Raw genomic sequence first — 23,570 nt, 5'->3', positions numbered from 1 at the left:
TTAGTTGGGCCAGCAATGCTGGAGGGGTAACGGCGAATCCGCCGAGCAATCCGCTACACCAGAGGTGGGAAACTCTGAAGTACTGTCGACCCTTAATTCAAAACGTTGGATTAAACAGTTGGATCGGCAGTACCGGGGGAAATGGTGGGTCCTCCTTGGCCACTCCATTAATTCCGGGGATGGAGAGTGTCCCAGTGCTGCCGAACCTTGCTTCAGCCTGAATCCGTGAGACCTGGACGGTAAATAGCGCAAGCCATTGACCCGCCTAAGGCTTCCCAAAATCGCCGGTGAACCTATGGGGGCACCTCAGATTTTTGAAAACCTTATCCAGGCCAAGCGCTTACACTCTTTATCCGCCGCCGCCCCACGGATTCAGGTTCAAAACATTCGGTTTCAAACAGCTGAATCGAGGGCGCTGGAGGATAAGGTACTTGAAACGGCACTATATCTGGCGAGGACGGTTTTCCAGTGCTGTCGGACATACGACTGAGAAAAATTCTTGGCAAACATTGAGCGGTTTACAAACGATGTCTCCGGAAAATTGGTTGTTTCCTTGAAAGATGGTGGCGTCGATTATATCGAAAAGGTAAAGCAAAGCAGGTAGCTGAACCGCAGCTCAATACCACAATTAAATAGTTACGCGCTTACTTCGACCTCTGCTTCGGCAGACTTGGCGAAACCCGCATTGATTCCGGTATTTACTGGATTTTGGTGTGGGTTTTTTTGTTATTTGCACAAAGGGATAAAAGACCGTTGCAAATAACCACCCGTGGAACTTGGCCATAGGATCAGCTACGAAAAGGTGCCAAAGCTTAAACAGCGAGGGAGCGAAACCCTCTGGTACTGTTGGCCCTTAATACAAAATAGTTGGCTTCGAATAGTTGGATCAGCGGTACTGCTTCTCAGCTATAACCGGCGGCGTCTTCACTCAACTGTCGGCTACAAAAATCTACCGATTGGGAAACATCCCACTTCAAACGTGTAGTTTACACCCGGTGTCCGTAAAGCCGGGACAATGTCAACCGTAGGACATTAAAAGAGAAAGGTGGATGGGTATGGCTTTAAGAAAAATATGGCTCAACTTGAACGGAGCAGACAGGATGCTGGTTTGTGATCCGGAGAAGGATTCACTCGCGGACGTAATCAGAAGGGCAGGCCTCACAGGCACTAAAGTTGGCTGCGGAACAGGACAATGCGGATCTTGCAGCGTGATACTCGACGGCAAGGTAGTGCGCTCCTGTGTAAAAAAGATCAAAAACGTTCCCGACTACAGTAAAATTATCACAATTGAAGGGATTGGGACTCCTACCAATCTGCATCCTTTGCAGCAGGCTTGGATCACATACGGTGGGGTGCAATGCGGCTTCTGCACGCCTGGGTTTATTGTATCCTCTTATGCGCTTTTGCAAGAGAACCTGAACCCGACCAGGGAAAAAGTACGTGATTGGTTCACAAAAAACAGGAATGCATGCCGTTGCACAGGATACAAGCAGCTCGTAGATGCCGTAATGGAAGCCGCTAAAGTTATGCGCGGTGAAAAAACAATGAACGATATCACGTACAAAGTACCTGAGGACGGGCGTATTTATGGAACGAATGTACCGCGTCCCGCCGCGCTTGCCAAGGTTACAGGTACTTGCGACTATGGTGATGATGTTGCGCTTAAAATGCCTCCCGGAACACTTCATTTGGCAATCGTGCAGCCTGGGGTGAATCATGCCAACATAAAGGGGATCGACACTTCAGAGGCGGAAAAAATGCCTGGCGTTGTTAAAGTAATCACCGCCAAAGACATAAAGGGAACCAACAGAATTATGTTCCCATTGGGTCATCCGCGTGCAAAATTTAATGGGATTGACCGTCCCATCATTGCTGACGAAAAAGTATTTCGATATGGTGATGTTGTTGCTGTTGTAGCGGCAGAAACCGAAGATCAGGCACGTTCTGCAGCTAAAAGGGTCAAACTTGATCTTGAAGAGTTGCCTGTTTACATGAGCTATCTGGAAGCAGTTGCACCGGGAGCAGCCGAAATACACCCGGGAGTTCCGAATATGTATCTGACAATGCCTCTACTCAAAGGTGAAGACACCCGTGAGGTACTTGATAAATCCGATTATGTTGTAGAAGGAAGCTTTCAGACTACAAGCCAACCGCATCTCGTCATTGAGCCTGAGGTTACCCAGGCTTATATAGATGAGGATGGAATGGTTACCGTTCACAACAAAAACCTTGCGCAGGTTCTTGCACTTATCATGCTTTGTCCCGGACTTGGGATCCCAGAAGGGAATTTAAGGGTAATTGAAAACCCGGTTGGAGCAAGCTTCGGCTATGCTCTTTCACCTGCCAGCACAGCTCTCGCAGCTGCTTGTACTTTGGCGCTCGACGGAAAACCTGTAACGTTGACCATGAGCTATGCTGAGCACAATGCATATACCGGCAAGCGTGCAGCTTCATATTCAAATGCACGGCTCGGATGTAATAAGGATGGGAAAATCACCGGTTTTGAGTTTGATTTTGCATATGATCACGGTGCCTATTCAGAACTGGGCGATGTTCTTACCTCCAAAGCTATCCGTTTTGCAGGATACGGCTATAACATACCGAATGCCAGAGCTATTGCCCGCTGCGGTGCTTCAAATCAGACATACGGTACGGCTTACCGATCATTCGGCAACTCTCAGGCAATGACCATGTCCGAATCAATGGTTGATATGTTGGCAGAAAAAGCCGGGATTGATCCTTTCGAATTCAGGTGGATCAATATCGCAAGACCCGGAGACCTGAATATCAACAGCTATCCTTATAAAGAGTACGCATATGAAGCAATCATGAAAAAAATGCGTCTTTATTATAATGAGGCGGTAGCCAGGGCCAAGAAGGAAGACTCTCCCGAGAAGAAACGTGGTGTCGGTATCGCTATTGGCGGATACAACATTACCGGGAACCCCAATGACCATGCAGAGGTTGCCCTTGAACTCAATCCAGACGGAACAATTACTCACTGGAACGGATGGGAAGACCAGGGGCAGGGAGCTGACGTAGGCACATTGGTTCATACGCATGAAGCCTTGAGAGAGCTCAACCTCAATTATACTCAAATCAAAATAATCAGGTGTGATACCAAAACTTGTCCTATAACAGGGCCTGCAGGCGCAAACCGTTCACATTATATGGCTGGAAATGCAACAAAGGATGCTGCAAAACAGCTGCTCGAGGCAATGCGTAAACCGGATGGCACCTTCCGCACCTACGATGAAATGGTTGCTGAAGACATACCGACAAAATATCTCGGTGTGTTTGACACAACAGATATTACAATTGATCTTGATCCCAATACCGGAGCCGGTGACCCAACCCCCGAACACAACTATGCAATGTTTCTTGCAGAGGTTGAAGTTGAAGTTTCCACCGGCAAAACTACAGTCCTTGGCGTAAGAATGGTCTACGACATTGGTGAAGTTGGAAGTGTGCAGGCTGTTGATGGTCAGGCATATGGATCAATGATGCATTCAATTGGTTGGGCTCTATCGGAAAACTATATTGACAATAAGGATTACGATAGTCTGGTTAAGTGTGGATTTCGTTTTGCGGCCGATATTCCGGATAATATGACGGCTGAAAGTGTTGAAAATCCAATACCCAGAAAAACTGCTGCACAGGGTTCGGTGGGCTGCTGTGAAGTATTCCAGTCTGCAACTCAGTCTGCAATACTGAATGCAATCAACAAAGCAGTTGGAGTACGGATATATAGTTTGCCGGCCACACCTGATAAGGTTAAGGAGGCCATGAATGCTAAAGCTCAAGGAAAAGAAATCAAACCTGAAAAATTCTTCCTTGGATCTGGCCTGTTTGAAGAGCTTGATTATATCGCAGAACATCCGGTTGAAGCCGCCGGGCCCGGGATGGCTCTGTAGGATATGATGCAGAAGAACTAGGCACTTTTGGCAGATAAAAAGGCGGAAGGGGAGCCGCAATTATAGCGGCCCCCTTTCGTTGGAGGGAGCACCGATCGTTTCCCCGGTGCCTTGTCGGCGGCAAACTTTAGTGAAATTTCGTCTACCTCAGGTCAAGAGTTTTGAAAAAGGCTCTCTCCGTAAACAAATTTAACCGGTCATACCCGCAGCACCCCACCTAATCAAAATGGCCCACACAATCCTAAGGCCTTTTATCTTATTGGCTAACCGTTCAATTTTCTTAACAAATTTCTTGGAACAGCATCTTTTTTCATTCAAAAATCCTTTCACAATTTTTCCGTATACATCAATGGCATTGCCCTTGCTGCTACAAAAAACCATAGGAAGTTGTTCTCTGTCATAAATCACGAAAGGAGGGAAGCCTTCCCCATTTTATCACCAAAGCCCTTTGCCAGCCCGAAGAAAACACTTCTTCACGGATCTCTGCGAATGGAACGTCCCCATCAGGCTGTTCGAGGGCAACGCGGAGGCGGCTGACAATAACAGCGACAGCAGTATATGGTCCGGTGTTACGGCGCTCCGTTTGGTAAAAACCGGTTGAACCTCTTACACATTCATTTTTTTGAATATGCACAACAAGGCGTCACAAAGTGTAAGCGCTTGGCTTGGATAAAATTTTCAAAAATCCTGGGAGCACCCATAGGTTCATCGATGATTTCTGGATGCCTTAGACAGGTCAATGGCTTGCGCTATTTGCCGTCCAAGTCTCACGGATTCAGGCTTTATTCACGTCACTGCGGGAACAATACATGAGCAGGGTCTACCATGAACCGTTTTGGCAAAATCAGGGGACTCTGACCCCGACCCAAGAACGGAGATTTCCACTTTGCATTCAAAAGGAGGGTATTTTTGTGAGGATTGAATCAACCATTGTTTTTCTGGCGCTTTTGATGGCCATGATGTCTTGCCCGGTCGGCGCGGAACAAAACGGGAAAGCGACATTTGAGGGGAGTCAGTCTGGAACAGCGGGAGGTTTGAAAGCGAATACTGCGCCTGCATTTTCGGAATTTTTGTTCGGGGGCGATATCCGGCTTCGTGAAGTATACTTCGATAATATCCCCTACACCAACGGCGGTGAAGCGCGTGGTGGGGTGAATCATTTCCAGCGTTATCGGACCCGCCTCTGGGGGGAGTACCGCCGGAGCGAAAACTTCATGGTGAAAGCCCGCCTCGTAAATGAATTCCGTACCTATCTGGAGCCGGACAACAACTCCTGGAACTCGTTAGACGAGATCGTAATCGACAACCTGTTTTTTGACTGGAAATGGAACGACTGGACTCTGCGCCTCGGGCGTCAGGATCTGATCTATGGAACAGGGAAACTGATCCTTGACGGAACAGCAAAGGATGGCTCCAGAACAATTTACTTTGATGCTGTGAAATTGACTTATTCCGGTTTAGCCGACACCACGGTCGATTTTCTCCTGCTGAATACCAATGCCCAGGATCCGCTAGCCATGCATTCCGAAGACCGCGACATCGCCGGGTTCACAGGTGGAAACGCTTTTGACGGCACGGAGACGGGCGGCGGTGTTTATGTCAAAAACAAATCCATCCAACAGTTTCCGTTTGAGGCGTATTATCTCGTTAAGACCCATGAACAGGATGTCGCTTTTCTTAACAACAATGACCGCCATACCATTGGAACCCGCTTGATGCCGGTCTTCACCAGTCATCTTAAGGGCAATCTTGAGGCAGCCTATCAGTTTGGTAATGACATTTCAGCGTTTATGATCGATGCCAAGGCGGCTTATGCCATAGAACCCCTTGCTGCGCAGAAGGCACGCATCGGTCTGGGCTGGTATTATCTTTCAGGTGATGATCCCGAAACGTCCAAGGATGAGGGGTGGAATCCGCTCTGGGCCCGTTGGCCGCAATACAGTGAACTCTTTGTATATGCATATGACACCGACGGCGCAGGCCGCTGGTCCAACTTGAACATGCCCTACATTGACTTTTCTATTTCACCCATTAAAAAATTGAAAATTGATCTCTTGCTCGGATATATGTGGGCACCTGAGGGCAACGGTGCGGGCGGAGGCAAGGATCGCGGTTTGCTTATTACCTGCAAAAACAACTTCACCCTCAAAGAAAAACTGTTTACTCCGAAAGATAAACTTTCTGGTCACCTTCTGTTTGAGTTCCTGGAGCCGGGAAATTACTATACAGACGATCAACAGGATCATGCGGCCGCGTTCCTTCGTGCTGAATTGAGTTATTATTTCTGAATATTATGTTCAAGATAATCAACCGTTTGAGCAGTATGAATAATAATATTTTTGCAGAATAACTCAAGAAAAGCTGAATTCGCAACAATAAGGCCTCATCCGTAGATAAAATGGATGAAGCCTTATTGTTTTCCATGTTGTTGCAATTATAGTGTAAATAATTGTCTAATGGCTATACTGAAGAATTTGAATCGTTTTCAAGGCTTTCCTTGAGTCTACTTAGTTTTTTGCTTTTATTGATTTTTGAATAGAGGGTAGGTTTGCTGATCCCTAAAGCTTTTGATATTTTTGTTATGTTGCCATTTTCTTGAATAAAAACTTTTTCAATGGCGATTTCTTCAGCAATTTTTAAAATGTCCAATTTTTCGGAATCTTTTCCAGTTGCTGAGAAGCAGGGTTCCAAAACCTTTTTTGTATCTTTGTATAAGTGTGACTTTATTATCCTCTCTGGCAGCAAGTCCAGGCTTAGTTCGGTGCTTTCCTTTCTTAAAACAATGGCTCTCTCAATTACATTTCTGAGTTCGCGAATATTTCCTCTCCAGGAGTAGTCGGACAGAGCATTTAGGAATCTGCCCTCCATTGTCAATTGCATTGCTCCTAACTCAGATCCACATAATTTGAGAAAATGCTTAGCAAGCAGTGGGATGTCATTTTTTCGATCACGCAATGAGGGTAGGTTAACCAGGATAGTGCTGATTCTGTAATAAAGATCTTCTCTGAAATTCCCTTTGTCGGCATCATCAAGTAAATCACCTTTGCAGGCGGAAATCAGTCGTATATCGATGGGGATTTCATCTACGCCACCTACCCTGCATATTCTCTTTGTTGAAAGGGCTCTAAGTAGCTTGATTTGCACATTGAGCGGCATACTTTCAACTTCATCAAAGAATAAAGTGCCTCCGTGGGCCAGTTCCAATTTTCCTGTCTTTCCGGACTTGAGTGCGCCAGTAAAGGCTCCGGCTACGTAGCCAAATAATTCACTTTCGATTAATTCTGGTGGGATCGCGCCGCAGTTAATGGCGACAAAAGGTTCATTTGCTCTGTCACTGCTGTTGTGTATAGCTTGGGCAAAAAGTTCCTTTCCGGTCCCGCTCTCCCCTACGATCAACACGGGTACGGGGCTGTCTGCAACCTGTAGTGCAACTCCCTTGGCCGCAAGTAATTGCGAGTTTTCTCCGATGATGTGATCAAATGTATAGACAGCTTTGTTCCCTCGTAATTTTGCGAGAGATTTTAAGGCTTCTTCAGTGTCCTCCATGATTAGGAACTGGCCACGAAGAGAATTTTTGTTGGTGAAAATATTTTTGGTGGTAACTAGAAAAGACTTTTTTTTGCCCTGAATATCTAAGAGTAGTTCCTTTTTAGAGATGTCCTCTCGCTTTTTAATATATTCGAGATTGGAGGCGAATTTTTCAATTTGATATTTTATGTCTTCAGATGGGCCAAGAGAGAGAAGCTTTAAAAAAGCGTTGTTGAATGCCTTAAGATCGCAATTTTGTCCTAAATAGGCAATGCCTTGCGGAAGATATTTGACGATGTGCCGCATGGCAAACTCATAAACGTTTAATTCTTCAAGAACATTGGTGACAAGGGATCGATTGTCAAAAATAGAAGCCAAGAACACGGTCAAGGGGAGTGCATCTATGTTGCTTTCCTGCAGGGTGCAAAATACATTCAAGGCTCCTATGACATTGTTTTCATTGTCATGGATTGGAGCACAGGAACATATATTGTTGTGAAAAAGAGAGTGAAAGTGTTCTGGTCCAACAAGTTGTACGGGTTTTCCTGTGTGGAGGCAAAGAGAAACGGCGTTTGTGCCTACATGTTCCTCATTGATGTCGCGCACAATATAAGAGTTTAGGGTGATGGGAGTTTCCTTTTTGCTGCTGGACAAAATTATATTAACGCTATATCCGTTTTTGTCAAATAGTTGTAACTTTAGTTTGTTCTTGTGGGCAATTTCCTGGATAATATTAACGGCTCTGCCAAATGATTTGATCAAATCTTCATGGCTATAAGCTTGCTTTTGAGCATCTTCCTTATTGAAAATTATTGAGGGGCTAAAATTAAATGGGTCGACCCCCGCTTTTTTGCTACGGGCCCAAGATTCATAAACTTCTTTCCGTATATATTTTGGGGTTGCGGTGTCTCCCTCAAGAAATTTTCGCCATTCATTTCGGAGGTTGGTCAAATAGATTGGCGATGTTCTTGTTTTCAAGTCAGAAGCAAACATAAGACTTAGTCCTGTTGGTGTTGAGGCTAGGCCTGGGCAAAGGGTGGTTGGGGCAGGTTCTTCGTATAAAGGGGTACACAATCTGTTCTGCTGGTCCGCAACTAAATGCGCCTAAAGTGAATTGTGGGCCGGTTTTCCGGTTCGGGTTTCATGTCAGAAAAACGTGCTTGCGCCAAGCTTTAAGAAACGGTGGCTTCGGGTTTTGTTCTCCCTTTGCGTCTCGGTTTGGCCCGGCTTTCCAGAAATGCCCCTTCACAGTGGTCTCCTTTGGGTAAAGAAGTTTCCCTTCCGATTTGTAGTAAAAAAAATTTACACCTCATCAAGGTCAAGGTCAATAAAAATATGGTTTTAAGATCGTAGAACGTAAAAAATTTTACCGATAAAAATATCGACATTATAAATGCTTATCCCTCCCCATATTAAACCAGTCCCCAATTTACTTCTCAGTCAGAATGGTATTTAAAAAACTGGCATTACCTTTGCTAATAAATTTTTGACAAAGCAAACATTTGAAAAAATTGCGTGTAAAATCCTTATTTGTGTATTTCATGAAATAAAACATTAATAACATTATGAAAAGTTAAATCAGTTAGGAGAGTAAAGGTATGAGCAAACAAAGCCACAGTATTTTGGCTATTAACCCTGGTTCAACATCTACTAAGGTTTCGTTGTTTAAAGATCTTTTACCCGTTATTGAAACTACAATTAACCATAGTGCCGAGGAACTAGAGGTTTTTGAACGCGTCCTTGACCAATATGAATTTAGGATTAAAAGCGTCATTTCATGGCTTGACAACATAAGCCCTAGGGTTACTTCATTGGATGCTGTTGTTGGTAGGGGCGGTCTTTTGCCTCCTCTTAAAAGCGGTACCTATGCAGTGAACGGAGCCATGCTTGATGATATACGCTCACCAAAAACTCGTGAGCATGCGTCAAATCTTGGGGCGCTGATTGCCAATGAAATTGGAAGCAGGTTCAATGCGCCTGTTTTCACGGTAGACCCTGTTTCGGTAGATGAATTCGAGCCTGTTGCCCGGTTGTCAGGCCTGGCTGGAATGGAGCGCAAAAGCTTTTCGCATGCATTGAATATTAAGGCTGTTGCTCGTCGTGCCGCTGAATCACTCTGCAAGAAATATCAAGATATAAACCTTATCGTAGGTCACCTTGGAGGTGGCATTTCTATCACGGCCCACCGAAAGGGCTCTATGGTTGATGTCTCGGGTGGTATGGATGCTGGGCCGTTTTCTCCTGAACGATGTGGCGCATTGCCGGTGTTTGATGTCATTGACATGTGCTACTCGGGGATTGCTAAGGAAGACCTGAAGAGAAAGCTCTCTGGAAAGGGGGGAATGGTGTCCTACCTCGGCACTAATTCCGGCTTGGAAATCGATGAAAAAATTAAGGCCGGCGACAAAGAGGCGCTTCTTGTTATGCAGGCGATGGCCTATCAGATCGCTAAAGAAATCGGCAGTATGGCGCCGGTTCTGAATTGCGATGTCGACGCCATCGTCCTTACTGGTGGGATCGCCAGATGGCAGTCATTGGTCGAGGAGATCAAACCTCGCGTCGAATGTTTAGCTGAATTTATGGTTTTTCCTGGCGAGAATGAAATGCTTTCATTGGCTGAGGGTTCATTGAGAGTTCTTTGTGGTGAAGAAGTCGCAAAGGAGTATGTGAATATTATATAAGTTCGCTTGTTCGTGGGTTGGGAAGCTCAGAAAGGGGCACTAAATTGAAATTCATGGAAAAAATAATTAATAAGGCAATATGCGGACCAAGAAAAAAAATTGTTTTTCCTGAAAGCTATGATGTGAGGATGCTCAAGGCAGCCGAAATCATAACCAATAGAAAAATCGCAAAAATTATACTTATTGGAGACGCTGAAGAAATAAATATGTGTGCCGAGATTAATCATATTGATATATCCGGGTGTGAAATCATTAAATTTCGTGACGATATAAATAAAAATCAATATTTAAAGGAATTTGTTTTTTTAAGAAAAGACAAAGGAATTACCTCATCTCAAGCTTACGAGGTCTTGTCAAATTTAACTAATCTCCACTATGCCGGGATGATGCTTCAATCTGGTTATGTCGATGGATGTGTGGCTGGTGCCGCTAATACAACTGGTGATGTGATACGTGCCGGGGTTCAAACAGTAGGGTTAATGATTGGTGTGAGTTTGGTGTCCTCTGCAATCTTGGTTGATACCGGATTGAAAGATTTTGGAGAGGAAGGGGTGTTTTTAATGGCGGATGTGGCGGTCAACCCAAACCCTGATGCCCAACAATTGGCGGGAATTGCTGTTTCCTCTGCACAAACTTTTGAATCGATTTTAGAAGTGCCAGCAAGGGTGGCTATGCTTTCTTTCTCAACCAAAGGCAGCGCTGAGCATCCAGATATCCAAAAGGTTAGGGAGGCCACGGTTTTGGCAAGAGATATATCGAAAAATATGATTATCGATGGTGAGCTTCAAATTGATCCGGCTGTTTGCCAACGAAGTGCCGGTATGAAAACCCCGGATAGTCCACTTGCTGGAAAGGCCAACGTTTTAGTTTTTCCAGATCTCGATGCTGGAAATATTGGATCCAAAATTCCCCAGGTTCTATACGGCGCCAAAGGAATAGGCCCATTGCTTCAAGGTCTACGAAAACCATTCAATGACCTTTCAAGAAGCTGCAGCGTTGAAACTATTGTGGGGGTCACTGCCATGACCTGTCTTCAGGCCTCAATAAAACTAAATCATTGTGAAGAGGTTGTTTGTGCACACGCAGCTTCTTTGTAAAGCCTTGTTTCCATGCTTGGTTGAAAAGATTGAGTTATTACAACTTCTCAAAAAGGTGTAACAAATGAAATCAACAATTGATTGTTTGGTAGCGAACGCACAAGAAGCGCTTAAGTCTTTTTCCGCTTATTCTCAGGAGCAGGTTGATCACATTGTTGAAAGCATGGTAGCGGCAGGTGTCGCCAATGCTGAAAGACTGGGGCAAATGGCTTATGAGGAAACCTTGATGGGGGTTGTAGGGCACAAGGTGGCAAAGAATATGGCCGCTACCCAAGTTGTTGGTGACTATCTACGCGATAAAAAGTCCGTTGGGGTCATTGGCGAGGAAGATGGCGTTATACAGATAGCGGAACCGTTTGGGGTTATTGCTGCTCTGACGCCCACCACCAATCCTACCTCAACAATATTATTCAAAGCGATTATCGCCCTTAAGGGCAGAAATACGGTTGTTTTTGCTTTCCATCCTAGGGGCCAGCAATGTGGTGTTGAAGCTGCCAGGCTTATGCTTAATGCCGCCGTTGAGGCCGGTGCCCCAAAGAATTGTATCCAGTGGATTGCGGAGCCCTCTGTTGAGGCAACGTCCTATCTGATCAAGCACCCGGGGACCTCGCTTATTCTGGCAACTGGCGGCAAGGCCATGGTCCATGCTTCTTACACTTCGGGTCACCCTGCTTACGGTGTTGGCCCCGGCAATGTTCCCGCTTATATCGAAAAATCAGCGAACCTTGAACAAACTACGGATAACATCATTCTCTCTAAGACGTTTGATAATGGTGTGATTTGTGCTTCTGAGCAAAATTTAATTTTTGATGATCAGAAGATTGCCGACGCAACTCTTGAGAAATTCAAAGAAAAAGGCGCCTATATCGTCAATGAGGAGGAAAAAGCGAAACTTGCAGAAGCCATGTTCGATCAGGAAAAGAATATTCCGGTATTGGATGTTGTTGGCCGATCTGCGGCAAAAGTTGCTGAATTTGCAGGTTTCAGGGTCCCAGAGGAGACTACCGTTATATTGGTCCCACTGGATGATATTGGTGCCGGAGACCTCTTAAGCGGCGAAAAGCTTTCGCCGGTATTAGGTTACGTCGTTGTGGACAGCAGAGAAAAGGCCATTCAGCTCGCCTGTGAAATGCTCGAATTCAAAGGCGCAGGTCATTCGGCCGCGATCCATACCTGTGATGATAAGGCCTTTGAAGAATATGCTTTGGCCGTTCCTGCGGGCAGGATTCTCATGAACCAACCTTCGGTGTTGGGAGCTGTAGGCGGAGAGTACAACAACTTGCTGCCTACCTTTACTCTCGGGTGCGGTGCCAGAGGCGGTAATTCCACGTCTGATAACATTCAGTATTTTCATCTGCTGAATATCAAGAGGGCTGCCAAGCCGAAAAATTGATTTTTTATAGTCTGTAACACTAGTGTCCGGTTAAAAAATTGCAAAATGACGTAAGTCGTTGAGAATAAAAGCTCTTTGACATAACTGATCCGTTTTCGAATTGAATTCGCCTCGGCAAAGTGGGGTAATACCTTCCTGATAACGGAGGAGGGTATCCGTGAATTCAGGTCAAACCTTTTTCCGGCAACTGTTGCAGTTTCTGCCACGGCATGATTTCAATCTGTCTGTTCGTCGCTATCGCGGCAATTACAGGGCCAGAAGCTTTTCCACGTTCGATCAGTTTCTGTGCCTCGCTTATGCTCAAATGGCTGGCCGTGAAAGCCTGCGGGTTATCGAAACCTGCTTGAATTTCCATCGGGAGAAGCTTTACCACGTCGGTTTTAGAGGTGCCGTCTCGCGGTCGACCCTGCTGATGCCAACGATCGCAGAGATTGGCGCATCTTTCAGGATTTCGGCAATGTCCTGATCCGGATGGCGCAACAGCTTTACTGTGGCGAACCGTTCGCGCTGGAACTCGATCAACCGTTGTACGCCTTTGATTCCACGACCATCGATCTGTGCTTGACCTTGTTCCCTTGGGCCGAGTTCCCGACGACCAAGGCCGCAGTGAAAATGCACACGCTACTCGACCTGCGGAAAACCATCCCGACGCATGTGGCTATTATGGCCGGCAAGGTTCACGATGTCCGGATGCTCTATGTTCTGCCGGTGACCGAAGATGCCATCTACACGATGGACAAAGCCTATACCGATATCTCGTGACTCTATGCATTGCACCGACAAGAAGCCTTCTTTGCCATCAGGGCCAAAGACAACTTGCGATTCAAGCGCCTGTACTCTGCCCTGAAAGACAAAGCGGCCGGCATCAAGGCGGATCAGACGATCATTCTGGTGACCCATAAATCGAAAACGGACTACCCGGAAAAACTACGCCGGATCAGTTATGTTGACAAAGGGGGCAACAAGCATCTGGTTTTTCTGACCAACAGCTTTACGATTCCTGCCAGTACCGTCGTCGAGATCTACAAACAGCGCTGCCAGGCGGATCTGTTTTTCAAGTGGGTCAAAGGCCATTTGCGGATCAAGTCGTTTTATGGAACGTCGATCAACGCTGTGAAGAGCCAGATCTGGGTGGCATTGAGCATTTATCTGCTGGTGGTGATTGCCAAAAAGAAGCTCGATATCCCATGTCCGCTCTACACTTTTCTACAGATTTTGGAGGTCAACTTGTTTGAGAAAAAGCCCATTTCTTCACTGGTTGCAGACTCTCTCAAGCAGATTCAAGACCTCCAAGTTGGTAACCAATTGAATTTATTCATTTATTGATCGGGCGCAAGTGAGTCTGTAATAAGGAAGAAATGTTTTGCTTTTTTTATAGAAAGTGGATTCATCTTTATTTCTATTGCGTAACAAGAAAAGGCTGTGGTGCACATTAAAATTGGAGTTCCAAGTGCATCACAGCCCATAAAATTTTATAATAAACTATAACCTTTAAGACATATTTTTCACGATTTTAACAATAAAGATTACACCTCTTGGAGGTAGTTTATGTCGTACCAGAAACTAATTCACAACATTGTTAAAAATTTTGACAGCCGATATCTCGTGCCGTTGTCTTATAGGTATGACGCCAAAACCTGGAACGCAGCCATGAAAGAGGCGTTAGAGATTATGGGGGTAGGTGGGAAACATGGGAGCAACATGATTGCCAGATTTAGCGACCATGTCAATTCCCTCACCACAGATCAAATGTCTGACCTGCTTGCACTGCACAATGTTTTGCTTGAGCGAATGCAGGAATTCTTACAGATTAGCACTGAAACCAATAAGAGCGCTTGGCTCTCAGCAAGAAACCAACTGCAAAAGTTCATCGACTGTCATGACTCAGTCTGGGCTCCAAGAACATCTGTAGGTGAACCGGAACGGTTCGAAAATAACAAAGAGGCTGGGGAGGAGGATTTGGCTGGCCGGTGCAATCAAGTAAGCTCCGACAACTTAATCGCCTTTTGGCTTCAAAAAATCACTTAACCTACCTGACGTTCCTTTTGAATCGGGCTGGACCGCAGGTTGTCATTTCCGCAAAATCGTTATAAATGGTCGGTGTCTTGGACCGTTATCGTGCCATTATGAATATATAAAGGTCTTGCAAACTACCTTTTTTCGCGGCGCCGTTGCCAAGGTGGAGTGGGATCTGGTTCGCTCCATAAACCACGCCTCGCTTTGCGAGCCTCGGCTTCCAGTGCCGTCAGTTCCTGGTCGTTTGAGTATCGCCGGTATTGCCAGGCCAGTCCAAGGTGAACCAGTTCCCTGTTCAGGCTACGCCCATCGGAAAGAAAGACATCACCAATAGTTCTGCCATACCAATCCTTCGATTGGGTTTCGATGCGAACGGTTTTTTCGGCCGCCATATCGCGAACCGCCTGGGTTGCCATTCGGCTAAATGGCTGGCCCCTCTCCGGGGCATCGATTCCGGCCAACCGCACCCGTACCGTGGTTTTCTCGGGCAACAGGACCTCGATAGTGTCGCCATCCAAAACCTTTACGACCCGGCCGTCAAAAGATCCAGCCCATGCCGCAAACGCCGAAATAGCCAAACACGCTATAGCGACAAACATTTTCCTGGTGAATCCTATCCCTCTTTTGTTTGTCACTCAACTTTCCTTTCTTCTGCAAACATCGGCAAGTTCATGCCAGGCCTAATCCGCCGAACAGGTCCAAGGCTCAGGAATCAATCCCGTTCCCCACTGGCAGCCAACCGTCCCGCTCCCATTTTGACCGAGATTTCCTTCGTGTAACGCGCCTGTCCCCGCTCGATGATGTGGGCATAACCGGCTGAGGTTGAAATGTTGCTGTGACCAAGGGTCTCCTGGACGGCCCGGATGTCTCTTGTGGCCTGGTAGAGCAGGGCTCCGCAGGTGTGACGCAGGGCGTGACAGGAAAGCCCTCTCCGTTTGAGATCTGCCTTAACCAGGTAATCATTGATGACGGAGTTCACACCCTGCCGCGTGATGCGGCCGCCGGGTACGCCTCCCTTGCGAATCTGAACAAAGATCGGGTCCCCGGTTACATCCGGCGCCACCGGGCCGCGCAGGGCTAGATAGTCCTGAATGGATTGGACGGTATCATCCCTGGGGTAAATATAACGATCCTTGCCCTTGCCGTGTATCAGAATTCGCGTGCCATCCCCGGTCTGTTCAATGTCGGTTGCGCAGGCCCGGACAATTTCGATACGTCGCAGGCCCTCAAGAGCCATGAGACCGATCATCGCCCGGTCACGGGAAGGTTTGAGGCGCCGGTCGGAAGGTACGGCCCGGAAAAGCAATTCGGCTTCCCCTGCCGACAGGTACTTGATCTGCTCTTTTCGGGCACGCCGCTCCCTTGGAGCTCTGACATTTGCCGCCGGATTGCTCGAAATCAGACCACGGTCCACCGCAGACTGGTAAAAACGTCGAACGGTGGTCAGCTTCAGGGAGATGGTGGAAGGCTTGGCCCCGGCAGCGACCAACGCCTGCCGCCATGCTTTGACATCATCGACGGTCGCTTGGCCGGGAGGAATACTGTGCCCATAGCACCAAGCCAGCCAGGCTTCAATCTGGCACTGGTAAGTCTGCAGGGTATCGGCACAGGCGTCACCGTTGGCAACATCCAGATGCAGCCACTCGGCCAGGATGGGCAAAAGATCCGGAGCGGTGGCGATAACCGACGCGGGAAAAACAGCTTTTTCCTTCATTTAAACATCCAATCTCACCCGGTAGCGGGTCTTGCCCACTAAGACATCCGAGGGGCCAATCCATTGAGCCTCGATCAGGATGCGCTCCCCCCGCTTCCGGGTAAACCTTTCGGACTTGAGAGTGCGCCAATGACGGCGGCGCTCGTGGGGTTTTCGCCCTGTTGGCTCGCTTTCGACGGAAGGTTTCACGCCCATGATCTTTCGAATCGCCTCCGGCTTCAGCGGAACGAAATGCGGTCTGTCGGGACTTCGGGTGATGCGACCCTTCTTCGCTTGTCGAACTTTCGCTGGAGAACGCTCCAGAATGAAATACTCAGGATTTTTGTTGATCAGCATCAATTCCTCGATGGCGGTTATGGCATTGCCCAAAACGCCCCGGCACGCCGCCTCCGCGTCAGGAAAAAGCCTCATTTGACCGGAGTTCAGGTCGGACAGGATCTCACCGCGGCCGTTTATGATCAGCAAGCGGTCTACATACCCGGCAATTTTGTAATCGGTATGGCCACCCGGAAGTTCCACCGAAACCAGGCGGCCGAAGGCAAATTGATGCAAAGCCTCCTGCTGTGCCCATTGGCGCATTTGGCTGTTTATCGCACGATTATAGTCTTGAAAGGCCTCGGGGTCACTGCCACCAAGAGCTATCACGTCGATGAAGCACCGTGGGGATGACAGCCCGATTTGCTTCTCGACGCCATCAAAAAGGAAGGTGCAGGTTGCCCGGTCCTCAATGGCGACCTGGGAAAAGGGAAGAAAGAATTGATCCAGATCGTCCTGGGTGAACATGCCGGGACGAACAGTTTCATGGGCTTGATAGGGGAAATCGAACAGGGCAGTCTTTTCCATTAATTCCACCATCTGGGGAACATGGCGCTCAACAAACCCTGCCAGTTTATCGAATAGCATGCTTCAGACCTCCTGCCGTGCAAGCAGCCATGCCGCGAAAAATGGGTTGGTAAAGCGCCATCTTTGTCCATCATGGAAAACGATCTTCTGATCGGCCATGCGTTTGAGGGCCGGTGGAATGGCGGAAGGATTGGAAACCGCTGCCCGCCGAACGAAAGCACTGGCGGTCGGTCGTTCGCCGCCGAGTTCGGCCAGTGTTTGCAGCATCCGCACATAGCTGGCCGTAAGCCGAGCAAGTATCATCTCATAGGATTTCTGTTCCCTGGCGAAGATAAGCTGCAAGGCTTCCGGAATTTTTCCTTCTCCAATGGATTCCCCTTCGTTGCTTACCGTCCAAAGGGCTTCACAGAATTGCTGTATATCCCCTGTTACAGCGTCAGTCATTTTGAAAATTTTTCCCAGCAAAACCCCGTCAATTGTTCTCTTTCCCGTCTGGAATTTTTTGACCAGGTGTTCGATAAAGTCCTGCCCGGAGAGGGGGCCGACCGTAAGAGTCAAGGCCGACTTGAAAAATGGCGAATCCGGGTGATTGAAAATCTCGTCCATCCGGTTTCGAATGCTCTCGGCAAATAGGTAGGGGATATCGCCTTGGTGCTGAATCGTGCCACGAAGCTGAGCCAACACGCCCCTTGGGTCCTTTTCCACCCTGAGCACGTCTTGAAATTCGTCGAGGAAAACCACCAACGGCTTTTCGTGGTGCAGGTTTGCCACCAGGGTCAGCACTTCGGGGATGGAATCGGCATGGAGCTGAACCAGGGAATCGAAACTGACCGAAGGTTCTCCGGTGATCGGATTGAGTCCTAGAGTCGGACGAAGATAGGCCAAGGTTTTCATCAGGCGGTCGAACCGGGAGCCACCGCGTTCAAAGGCCAAAATGGCATGGAGAACCCGCTTGCACAGCGTATCGACATCTTTGACCTCCATGAGGTTGACCTTCAGCATACGGTGCTTCTTCATGCGCCGGACGGTTTCAACGGCCAGGGAGGTTTTGCCGATGCGCCTTTCTCCCTGAAGGACGACATTTTGCCCGGCCTCGATGTAACCGGTCAGTTGGTTGATCAGTTCCTGGCGGCCACAGAAGTCTTTGCCCAAGACAACGGTTCCGTAACGAAATGGATTCGACATTTTTGCACCCTCCTTCTTTATATCTTGAGATATTATATTAAGTGCTATAATACGAACCAATATAAAAGTGCTCGACCCTGAAGAATCGTCCGACAGTTTTCAACCTGTGCGCGGCTCGCCGGATTAGTTTACAGAAGAGCCATTATGTATAGTAAAAACAGCCTCAAAAACCGGGCGATACAGCCCGGGTTATCCACAGCTTAAGATGCACAAGTCGACCGGTTTCTGTGGATGGAAGTCTGTCGACGAGCCTTCCTATGGAGGGCATAGCCAATTGCTGAAAATATAAGCAGAAGGACGATTTTACTTTCCAGGGGCAAAGAAGATCTCGGAAATCTTACGGCACAGGCCGATTTCCCCCGCCAGGTTATGCTTGGCATCCAAAATCGCCTTGCAGTCCGGCAGCAGGAGTGTCCAGTTGATTTGATGGCGCCGGACGGCAGCGGCCAAGTTCGGGGTGGAGTCATCCTCCGTCCAACGCGACTTTACCAGCCAATACTGATCCGTTCGTAAATCGATTCGGCAGGGTCGTTTCAGGCTGTTCAGAAAAAAAGTCAATCCTTCCTCGACCGTGTCCCGCAGGCTGTTTTCCTTCCCGGCGACATATCTCTTGAGATGATCGACCCCCTGGTACCGCATTTGCGCTCCGACAATCAGAAGGTCTTCCCGCTCCATACAAGTCAGCGTCACATACAGCATCGATTCCCTCGCTAGTCAGCGATCAAGCCGGTGCCATTGCAACGCCGGCAGGAAGTCCGAATCTCTCTGTTTTCGTCGTCGTAATCAATATACACTCCCCGGCCCCAGCAGGAAGGGCAAGTCTGCTTCCAACGATGTTCAAGGTGATACCGAATCCAACAATCCCAGATCCGGCTGAACACCTGATCCCCGTCTGGGAGAAGTTTGTGGGGCTCGATTCCCAGTTCCACTCGGCCTCGTATGACATGCAGGGCAGCCTGATAGTATCTGGGGTCCAGCAGACACAGTTCCGTGATATCGAGCTGCCAGTCACTGCCGTTGTAGGCACTCAGAACGACCTGAGCAGCGGCTCTGCCTCCAGAGGTGTCGGTTTGGGCAAGTGCGGTGAGAAGTTCCACGGCCCTTTGATACTCTTCCATGCTGATTGTCGTTAATGCCAGCTTAGCAGCCATCGCAATTCTCCCAAGATTCGTTTTTCTCCGAAATAACCCTTGTCAGCGGCGACCAGCAGGCTGATCGCCATAATGCCAGAGACCACGAGGGTTTCGGTGATGGTGCGGGTGATGTAAAATCCGGCTCCGAAGCGCCGGCCATTCGGGGTGAAGAGAGGCACTCCGCCCCGGCTCAGTCCATCCTGAACGATGTGGCAGAGACAGCCGAGAATCAAAAAAGCGGTCACCAGCCCGGCCGGCAGAAAAAATGCCCGGGCCATCGGAACCATAATCACGCCGGTAATGATGTAGAAGGGAGTCCAATGGGTAAGGGTTCGGTGCCGGACCAAACCGGCCTCCAACAGATCGGGAAGTACGGAGCCGAAGCCGGCGACAATCGCGGGGAGGATACGGCCCACTGCGGCGAACACTATGCAGACCGTGCAGATTTTGTGGTTCTGCCAGCGCATTCAATTCTCGTCCCGGTAATACGTTTCCGAGTTGTCCCTCAATACTATTATTTCTTCACCAGCCGGAGAGGGCTTTCCCAAGGGATTGTGTACCAATTGACGGAGATTGTTCCGGATCTTGCCAGGCAAGCCATGATTCCAGTTGGCTTGTGGACGAGCAAGCATTACATGTTGCCCGCTTCGGACGGCAGAGGGTTGTGTATCACGCATCGACCAGACCAACAGAGCAATCCCGGTCAGGACCAGCAGGATTTTCAGCCAAACAGGAACAACGTTAAGACGCATGTTCCCCTCCACCAGCCAATGGCATCATTGAGGGAGTGGTGACCAGATGCGGAAAGGTGCCCTGTTCTTGCCGGCACAGTTAGTCGCGAGGCTGAAGCACCTGGTAGACTCTTTTGCGGCCGGGACTGGTTTTCTTCAGGACGATCCGCTCGAAAGCTTGTTCGGCTTCGCTCTGATCCCAGAAAAACCAGGCACGCCTGTCTCCAAGATGGCCTTTGCGACCCGAGAGCTTTTCAACGACAAACCCTTCCTGGAGCCGCAGTAGCTTGAGCTGATACCAAGCATTCATTGCGGATTCGGCCTCCAGCATGATATTTCGAAGAATGGCCGGGGTTTGCTCTCTCACGTTTCACTCCAAGCTTTTTCGTCTATTTCCTTTATCGGGGAGGGGGAAATGCCTCTGGGAGGAGTGGTTCACCATGCCGCACCTTGGGAAGGTTGACGTATAGTTATTTTGGAATAGACAGAATTGAACCCCACCAGAAATACCTGCCTTTATTCAGGCGACTTATTGGGGAACAAATTCTTTTCCTTGGGCCGATGCCAGGGTTGCCTTGGCGTCGTTCTATTTAGGTGTATATTCAGAAGATATTGGGGCGGAGTCCGAGCGTAAAATTGCGAAAAATTGATCGTTGGTTTCGGCGCCGCCCACTGATTGAGGTGTTGAGGGGGAACAGATTTTTGCTGAACGAGTCAGGAATTCGGCAGATTTCTGAAGTCTGGGCGGCGGAATGAATTAGTAACAGAATAACCGAAGCGATCGCTGCATATGAATCCGCCTCCCAAGGGTGACTCCGGCCCCAGGCCCAAATAACTTAACCCAAGTACTTCCGACAAGCTCCATCACTTGGAAAAATTCGGCGAAATTGATTGAGATTCATGGCAAGCCTCTTTTCAAAAGGATTGCCCATCATACTCGCGCCAAGTTATGTCACACCCACGTTCTTTTGGTGGATAGATCTGTGAAAATTGGCGTCAGAGGCAAAGTGTCTTGCGAAAATGGCTAGGTGAACATAACCCGAGAAACGCAACCTGCCCTCTCACTGATTCAAAAAAGAACCTAAAGAAATTATAAAAAATAAGACCATCGTATGCCTAAAGTTTGAGTTTTAGCGCCACTCTCAATATCAAAATTATTTAGATATTCAATCATTATCTGTTGATTGTTTTTCAAACTCCAAAACATTGAAGCACCAATAGCATGATTTTCTTGTTTGTCTCTTTTCCTAATGCCATCAATTTCTGTTTCACCTCCACTGTTGAAAAAATAGTCTAATGAAACAAAAAATTCTTTTTTAAGGTTGTAACTTAAATGAGTTTCTAAGCCAAATAAGTCGGATTGTGATTTTTTGACTCTCTTTTGTCCAGAAAAAAACTCGTCATTGTCCGCATGAAATTTTATATTCATAATAAAGTCCAGAAAAAGATCTTCGCCGAATCCTTTAACAATCCCTATTTCAGGCTTAATAGTCCAGCGATTTTCCCCAAGGTTCAATGATCTATTGGTGTGATAGCTTCCCACAGGAATCGTGACATAAGGAGAAAATCCGATCCAAAGCTTTTTCTCAGGAGCACTGACAAACCAGAAGGTGGCCAAAATCATCGGGTCAAAAAAGCCCGAATCTGACAGGGCCTCTCCCCCTAATGCCATATCCCTATCTCCAAACATCATAAAAATCTGAGGATTAACAATAAAATCGCCTTCTCCGTACAAGGCTTTGCCAATTTTCTTGTAATATACCGGCCTGAATATACCTATATTTGATGACAGATTAAGATCACTACTTATTTTTTTATTAGCCGCATACATATTGTTGGCTGAAAAATGTTTAAAATAGGTACAAAACAAGAAGGTCCCTTCAGGGAAAGGCTTATATCCTCTTGCGTTCCCAGCCCAGGATTGTAACGGTACGCATAGGCCAATCAAAATTGAACAAATAGCTATTTTCTTCAATTTTTTCTCCAAAAATCTGGAAAACCACACATCAAGAAGCCCCATAGGTTTCAAACCTACGCTCTAAATATCAACCAGTACGCCAATTCAAAAGAAGAAGACTTAAACACTTGTAAACCCTAGTGCTTAATTTTAAAAACTCGCTAAACACATAGTTGACTGCATATTTTATTACAATAAAAGTATATGATTACAAAATTATAAAAATTACTGTTTTTTAGAATTTATTTTAAAAAAGTCGACAATTGCTATTTTTTATCAGTTTTTGCCTGGAAAAATTTCTACAAATTGTCCTTTTTATTCCAGAACAAAAAATGGGCGCCTGCCCGTTTGACGCCCAATCAATCAGAATTAAAATCTATATCAACCTAGAAAAAATAGCACCAGCGTGCACCAAAAGTTTTATCTCCCCAACCGGTCTCAACCGAAAAATCATCCCGATAGGAAAACAACAACTGATGATGATCGCCAATCATGAAAAAGGATGTAAGACCTACACCATGATTTTTCATCTCATTGTCTTGATCGACTCCGTCTACTTTAGTTTCCCCTCCCGCAATGAAAAAATAGTCCAGTGATACCGACCAAGTCTTGGTAATGTCATAACTCAGGTGAGCCTCAAGCTGAAAAGTCGGATCCTGCTCCAACTCACTATCACCCAAGTATTCGTCATTATCGGTATAGAACTCCTCGCCAAAAATAATATCAAGATAGGTTTTATCGCCGAACCCTTTGACGATGCCTAGCTCCGGCTTGATAACCCAACGGTTACCTCCCGGACTAGCCATCCTGTTCTTGTCATAGCGGCCTATGGGTACGGTCACCCAGGGAGTAAAACCGATCCAAAACTTATTTTGGGGATCGTTAACAAACCAGAAGGTAGCCAATATCATGGGGTCGCCCATTCCGGATGTGGAAAAATCCGTTCCACCGATATAGTCCCCACTCAACTCGAGATCGACAAAAGGAATGATAAACTGGGGATCAACGGTAAAACCACCATCACCATACAGCGCATCCCCAATATTCACATAATGCACTAGCCTGAGAAGCCCCAGATTGAGGCTCTTGTTAAAAGAGTCTGTTACCTTGTTGTCATTTACGTAATAATTATTTGCAGAAACATGATTAAAGTAAGCGGCGAAAAGGGTATAACCCGCAGGCAATGGAAGGTAATCGCGAGCATAAGCTGCCAAGGAGACCTTCGGAGTTGCTACAATTAACCCCAACACGAACAGGACAATAAACTTTCTCACTACCCACCCCCAAACACGATAGTCTGTTTAAATTTATTAGAATCAACATTCTCCTTTTTCGAAAGTGAGAGGGAGGGGGAATACCCCTCCCTTCACCCCTGTTG

The 23,570-nt window shown here is 47.2% G+C and carries 18 protein-coding genes and 1 pseudogene; 7 read left to right on the top strand and 12 right to left on the bottom strand.

Features of this window, described 5'->3' with window-relative positions:
* Positions 1-1,055: 1,055 nt before the first annotated feature.
* Complete coding sequence (locus tag A6070_RS10860; RefSeq protein ID WP_072287976.1) at positions 1,056-3,914, top strand: molybdopterin-dependent oxidoreductase; 2,859 nt, start codon at positions 1,056-1,058, stop codon at positions 3,912-3,914.
* 809 nt (positions 3,915-4,723) lie between these two features.
* Positions 4,724-6,202 (top strand): alginate export family protein, encoded by a 1,479-nt coding sequence (locus tag A6070_RS10850; protein ID WP_072285771.1) that lies wholly within the window; start codon positions 4,724-4,726, stop codon positions 6,200-6,202.
* A 172-nt stretch (positions 6,203-6,374) separates the two neighbouring features.
* Here A6070_RS10850 and A6070_RS10845 read toward each other — a convergent pair whose 3' ends face one another.
* Positions 6,375-8,435 carry a sigma-54-dependent Fis family transcriptional regulator gene (locus A6070_RS10845; protein ID WP_072285770.1) on the bottom strand — a complete coding sequence of 687 codons (2,061 nt, stop codon included), beginning with the start codon at positions 8,433-8,435 and terminating at the stop codon, positions 6,375-6,377.
* Positions 8,436-9,040: 605 nt separating this feature from the next.
* Here A6070_RS10845 and buk point away from each other — a divergent pair.
* The 5 genes and pseudogenes from buk to A6070_RS10820 all read left to right on the top strand — a co-directional run bounded on the left by buk (position 9,041) and on the right by A6070_RS10820 (position 14,641).
* Complete coding sequence (gene buk, locus A6070_RS10840) at positions 9,041-10,123, top strand: butyrate kinase (protein ID WP_072285769.1); 1,083 nt, start codon at positions 9,041-9,043, stop codon at positions 10,121-10,123.
* A gap of 53 nt (positions 10,124-10,176) precedes the next feature.
* The gene (locus tag A6070_RS10835) at positions 10,177-11,220 is read left to right on the top strand and encodes a phosphate acyltransferase (RefSeq protein ID WP_072287975.1); all 1,044 of its coding nucleotides are present in this window, start codon (positions 10,177-10,179) and stop codon (positions 11,218-11,220) included.
* Positions 11,221-11,284: 64 nt separating this feature from the next.
* A complete protein-coding gene (locus tag A6070_RS10830) occupies positions 11,285-12,613 on the top strand; it encodes an aldehyde dehydrogenase family protein (protein ID WP_072285768.1) in 1,329 nt (442 codons plus the stop codon).
* A gap of 157 nt (positions 12,614-12,770) precedes the next feature.
* Positions 12,771-13,939 (top strand): annotated as a pseudogene (locus A6070_RS10825) (IS4 family transposase).
* 222 nt (positions 13,940-14,161) lie between these two features.
* The gene (locus tag A6070_RS10820) at positions 14,162-14,641 is read left to right on the top strand and encodes a hypothetical protein (RefSeq protein ID WP_072285767.1); all 480 of its coding nucleotides are present in this window, start codon (positions 14,162-14,164) and stop codon (positions 14,639-14,641) included.
* 122 nt (positions 14,642-14,763) lie between these two features.
* Here the strand turns inward: A6070_RS10820 and A6070_RS10815 are convergent, their stop codons facing one another.
* The 11 genes from A6070_RS10815 to A6070_RS10765 form a co-directional block, all read right to left on the bottom strand.
* Positions 14,764-15,264 carry a thermonuclease family protein gene (locus tag A6070_RS10815; protein WP_083558442.1) on the bottom strand — a complete coding sequence of 167 codons (501 nt, stop codon included), beginning with the start codon at positions 15,262-15,264 and terminating at the stop codon, positions 14,764-14,766.
* A 77-nt stretch (positions 15,265-15,341) separates the two neighbouring features.
* A complete protein-coding gene (locus tag A6070_RS10810) occupies positions 15,342-16,343 on the bottom strand; it encodes a tyrosine-type recombinase/integrase (protein ID WP_072285766.1) in 1,002 nt (333 codons plus the stop codon).
* Positions 16,344-17,246: a hypothetical protein gene (locus tag A6070_RS10805; RefSeq protein WP_072285765.1), complete on the bottom strand. Its 903-nt coding sequence runs from the start codon at positions 17,244-17,246 to the stop codon at positions 16,344-16,346.
* A gap of 3 nt (positions 17,247-17,249) precedes the next feature.
* Positions 17,250-18,371: an AAA family ATPase gene (locus A6070_RS10800; protein WP_072285764.1), complete on the bottom strand. Its 1,122-nt coding sequence runs from the start codon at positions 18,369-18,371 to the stop codon at positions 17,250-17,252.
* Positions 18,372-18,674: 303 nt separating this feature from the next.
* Complete coding sequence (locus A6070_RS10795; protein WP_072285763.1) at positions 18,675-19,070, bottom strand: ribonuclease H family protein; 396 nt, start codon at positions 19,068-19,070, stop codon at positions 18,675-18,677.
* An 11-nt stretch (positions 19,071-19,081) separates the two neighbouring features.
* Positions 19,082-19,522, bottom strand: a complete 441-nt coding sequence (locus A6070_RS15150; RefSeq protein ID WP_201257964.1) for a DUF7673 family protein — start codon at positions 19,520-19,522, stop codon at positions 19,082-19,084.
* A complete protein-coding gene (locus A6070_RS10785) occupies positions 19,501-19,971 on the bottom strand; it encodes a metal-dependent hydrolase (RefSeq protein WP_072285761.1) in 471 nt (156 codons plus the stop codon). The genes A6070_RS15150 and A6070_RS10785 overlap by 22 nt, the downstream gene beginning before the upstream one ends.
* Entirely contained in the window at positions 19,972-20,256 is a 285-nt protein-coding gene (locus A6070_RS10780; protein WP_072285760.1) for a hypothetical protein, read from the bottom strand.
* 79 nt (positions 20,257-20,335) lie between these two features.
* On the bottom strand, positions 20,336-20,602 hold the full coding sequence (locus A6070_RS10775; protein ID WP_072285759.1) for a hypothetical protein: 267 nt from the start codon (positions 20,600-20,602) through the stop codon (positions 20,336-20,338).
* A gap of 723 nt (positions 20,603-21,325) precedes the next feature.
* The gene (locus A6070_RS10770; protein WP_072285758.1) at positions 21,326-22,255 is read right to left on the bottom strand and encodes a transporter; all 930 of its coding nucleotides are present in this window, start codon (positions 22,253-22,255) and stop codon (positions 21,326-21,328) included.
* 323 nt (positions 22,256-22,578) lie between these two features.
* On the bottom strand, positions 22,579-23,466 hold the full coding sequence (locus A6070_RS10765) for a transporter (protein WP_072285757.1): 888 nt from the start codon (positions 23,464-23,466) through the stop codon (positions 22,579-22,581).
* Between the last annotated feature and the right edge of the window lie 104 nt (positions 23,467-23,570).

Source organism: Syntrophotalea acetylenica, from assembly GCF_001888165.1.
GTDB classification, from domain to species: domain Bacteria; phylum Desulfobacterota; class Desulfuromonadia; order Desulfuromonadales; family Syntrophotaleaceae; genus Syntrophotalea; species Syntrophotalea acetylenica.
The sequence above is the reverse complement of the archived record's forward strand: the minus strand, read 5'-3'. Positions and strand labels throughout refer to the sequence as shown.

Excerpts from the sequence above, each read along its gene's own strand:
- A6070_RS10860 (WP_072287976.1), top strand. The coding sequence starts at position 1,056 with ATGGCTTTAAGAAAAATATGGCTCAACTTGAACGGAGCAGACAGGATG.
- A6070_RS10850 (WP_072285771.1), top strand. The coding sequence starts at position 4,724 with ATGAGCAGGGTCTACCATGAACCGTTTTGGCAAAATCAGGGGACTCTG.
- A6070_RS10845 (WP_072285770.1), bottom strand. The coding sequence starts at position 8,435 with ATGTTTGCTTCTGACTTGAAAACAAGAACATCGCCAATCTATTTGACC.
- buk (WP_072285769.1), top strand. The coding sequence starts at position 9,041 with ATGAGCAAACAAAGCCACAGTATTTTGGCTATTAACCCTGGTTCAACA.
- A6070_RS10835 (WP_072287975.1), top strand. The coding sequence starts at position 10,177 with ATGGAAAAAATAATTAATAAGGCAATATGCGGACCAAGAAAAAAAATT.
- A6070_RS10830 (WP_072285768.1), top strand. The coding sequence starts at position 11,285 with ATGAAATCAACAATTGATTGTTTGGTAGCGAACGCACAAGAAGCGCTT.
- A6070_RS10820 (WP_072285767.1), top strand. The coding sequence starts at position 14,162 with ATGTCGTACCAGAAACTAATTCACAACATTGTTAAAAATTTTGACAGC.
- A6070_RS10810 (WP_072285766.1), bottom strand. The coding sequence starts at position 16,343 with ATGAAGGAAAAAGCTGTTTTTCCCGCGTCGGTTATCGCCACCGCTCCG.
- A6070_RS10805 (WP_072285765.1), bottom strand. The coding sequence starts at position 17,246 with ATGCTATTCGATAAACTGGCAGGGTTTGTTGAGCGCCATGTTCCCCAG.
- A6070_RS10800 (WP_072285764.1), bottom strand. The coding sequence starts at position 18,371 with ATGTCGAATCCATTTCGTTACGGAACCGTTGTCTTGGGCAAAGACTTC.
- A6070_RS10795 (WP_072285763.1), bottom strand. The coding sequence starts at position 19,070 with ATGCTGTATGTGACGCTGACTTGTATGGAGCGGGAAGACCTTCTGATT.
- A6070_RS15150 (WP_201257964.1), bottom strand. The coding sequence starts at position 19,522 with ATGGCTGCTAAGCTGGCATTAACGACAATCAGCATGGAAGAGTATCAA.
- A6070_RS10785 (WP_072285761.1), bottom strand. The coding sequence starts at position 19,971 with ATGCGCTGGCAGAACCACAAAATCTGCACGGTCTGCATAGTGTTCGCC.
- A6070_RS10780 (WP_072285760.1), bottom strand. The coding sequence starts at position 20,256 with ATGCGTCTTAACGTTGTTCCTGTTTGGCTGAAAATCCTGCTGGTCCTG.
- A6070_RS10770 (WP_072285758.1), bottom strand. The coding sequence starts at position 22,255 with ATGGGGCTTCTTGATGTGTGGTTTTCCAGATTTTTGGAGAAAAAATTG.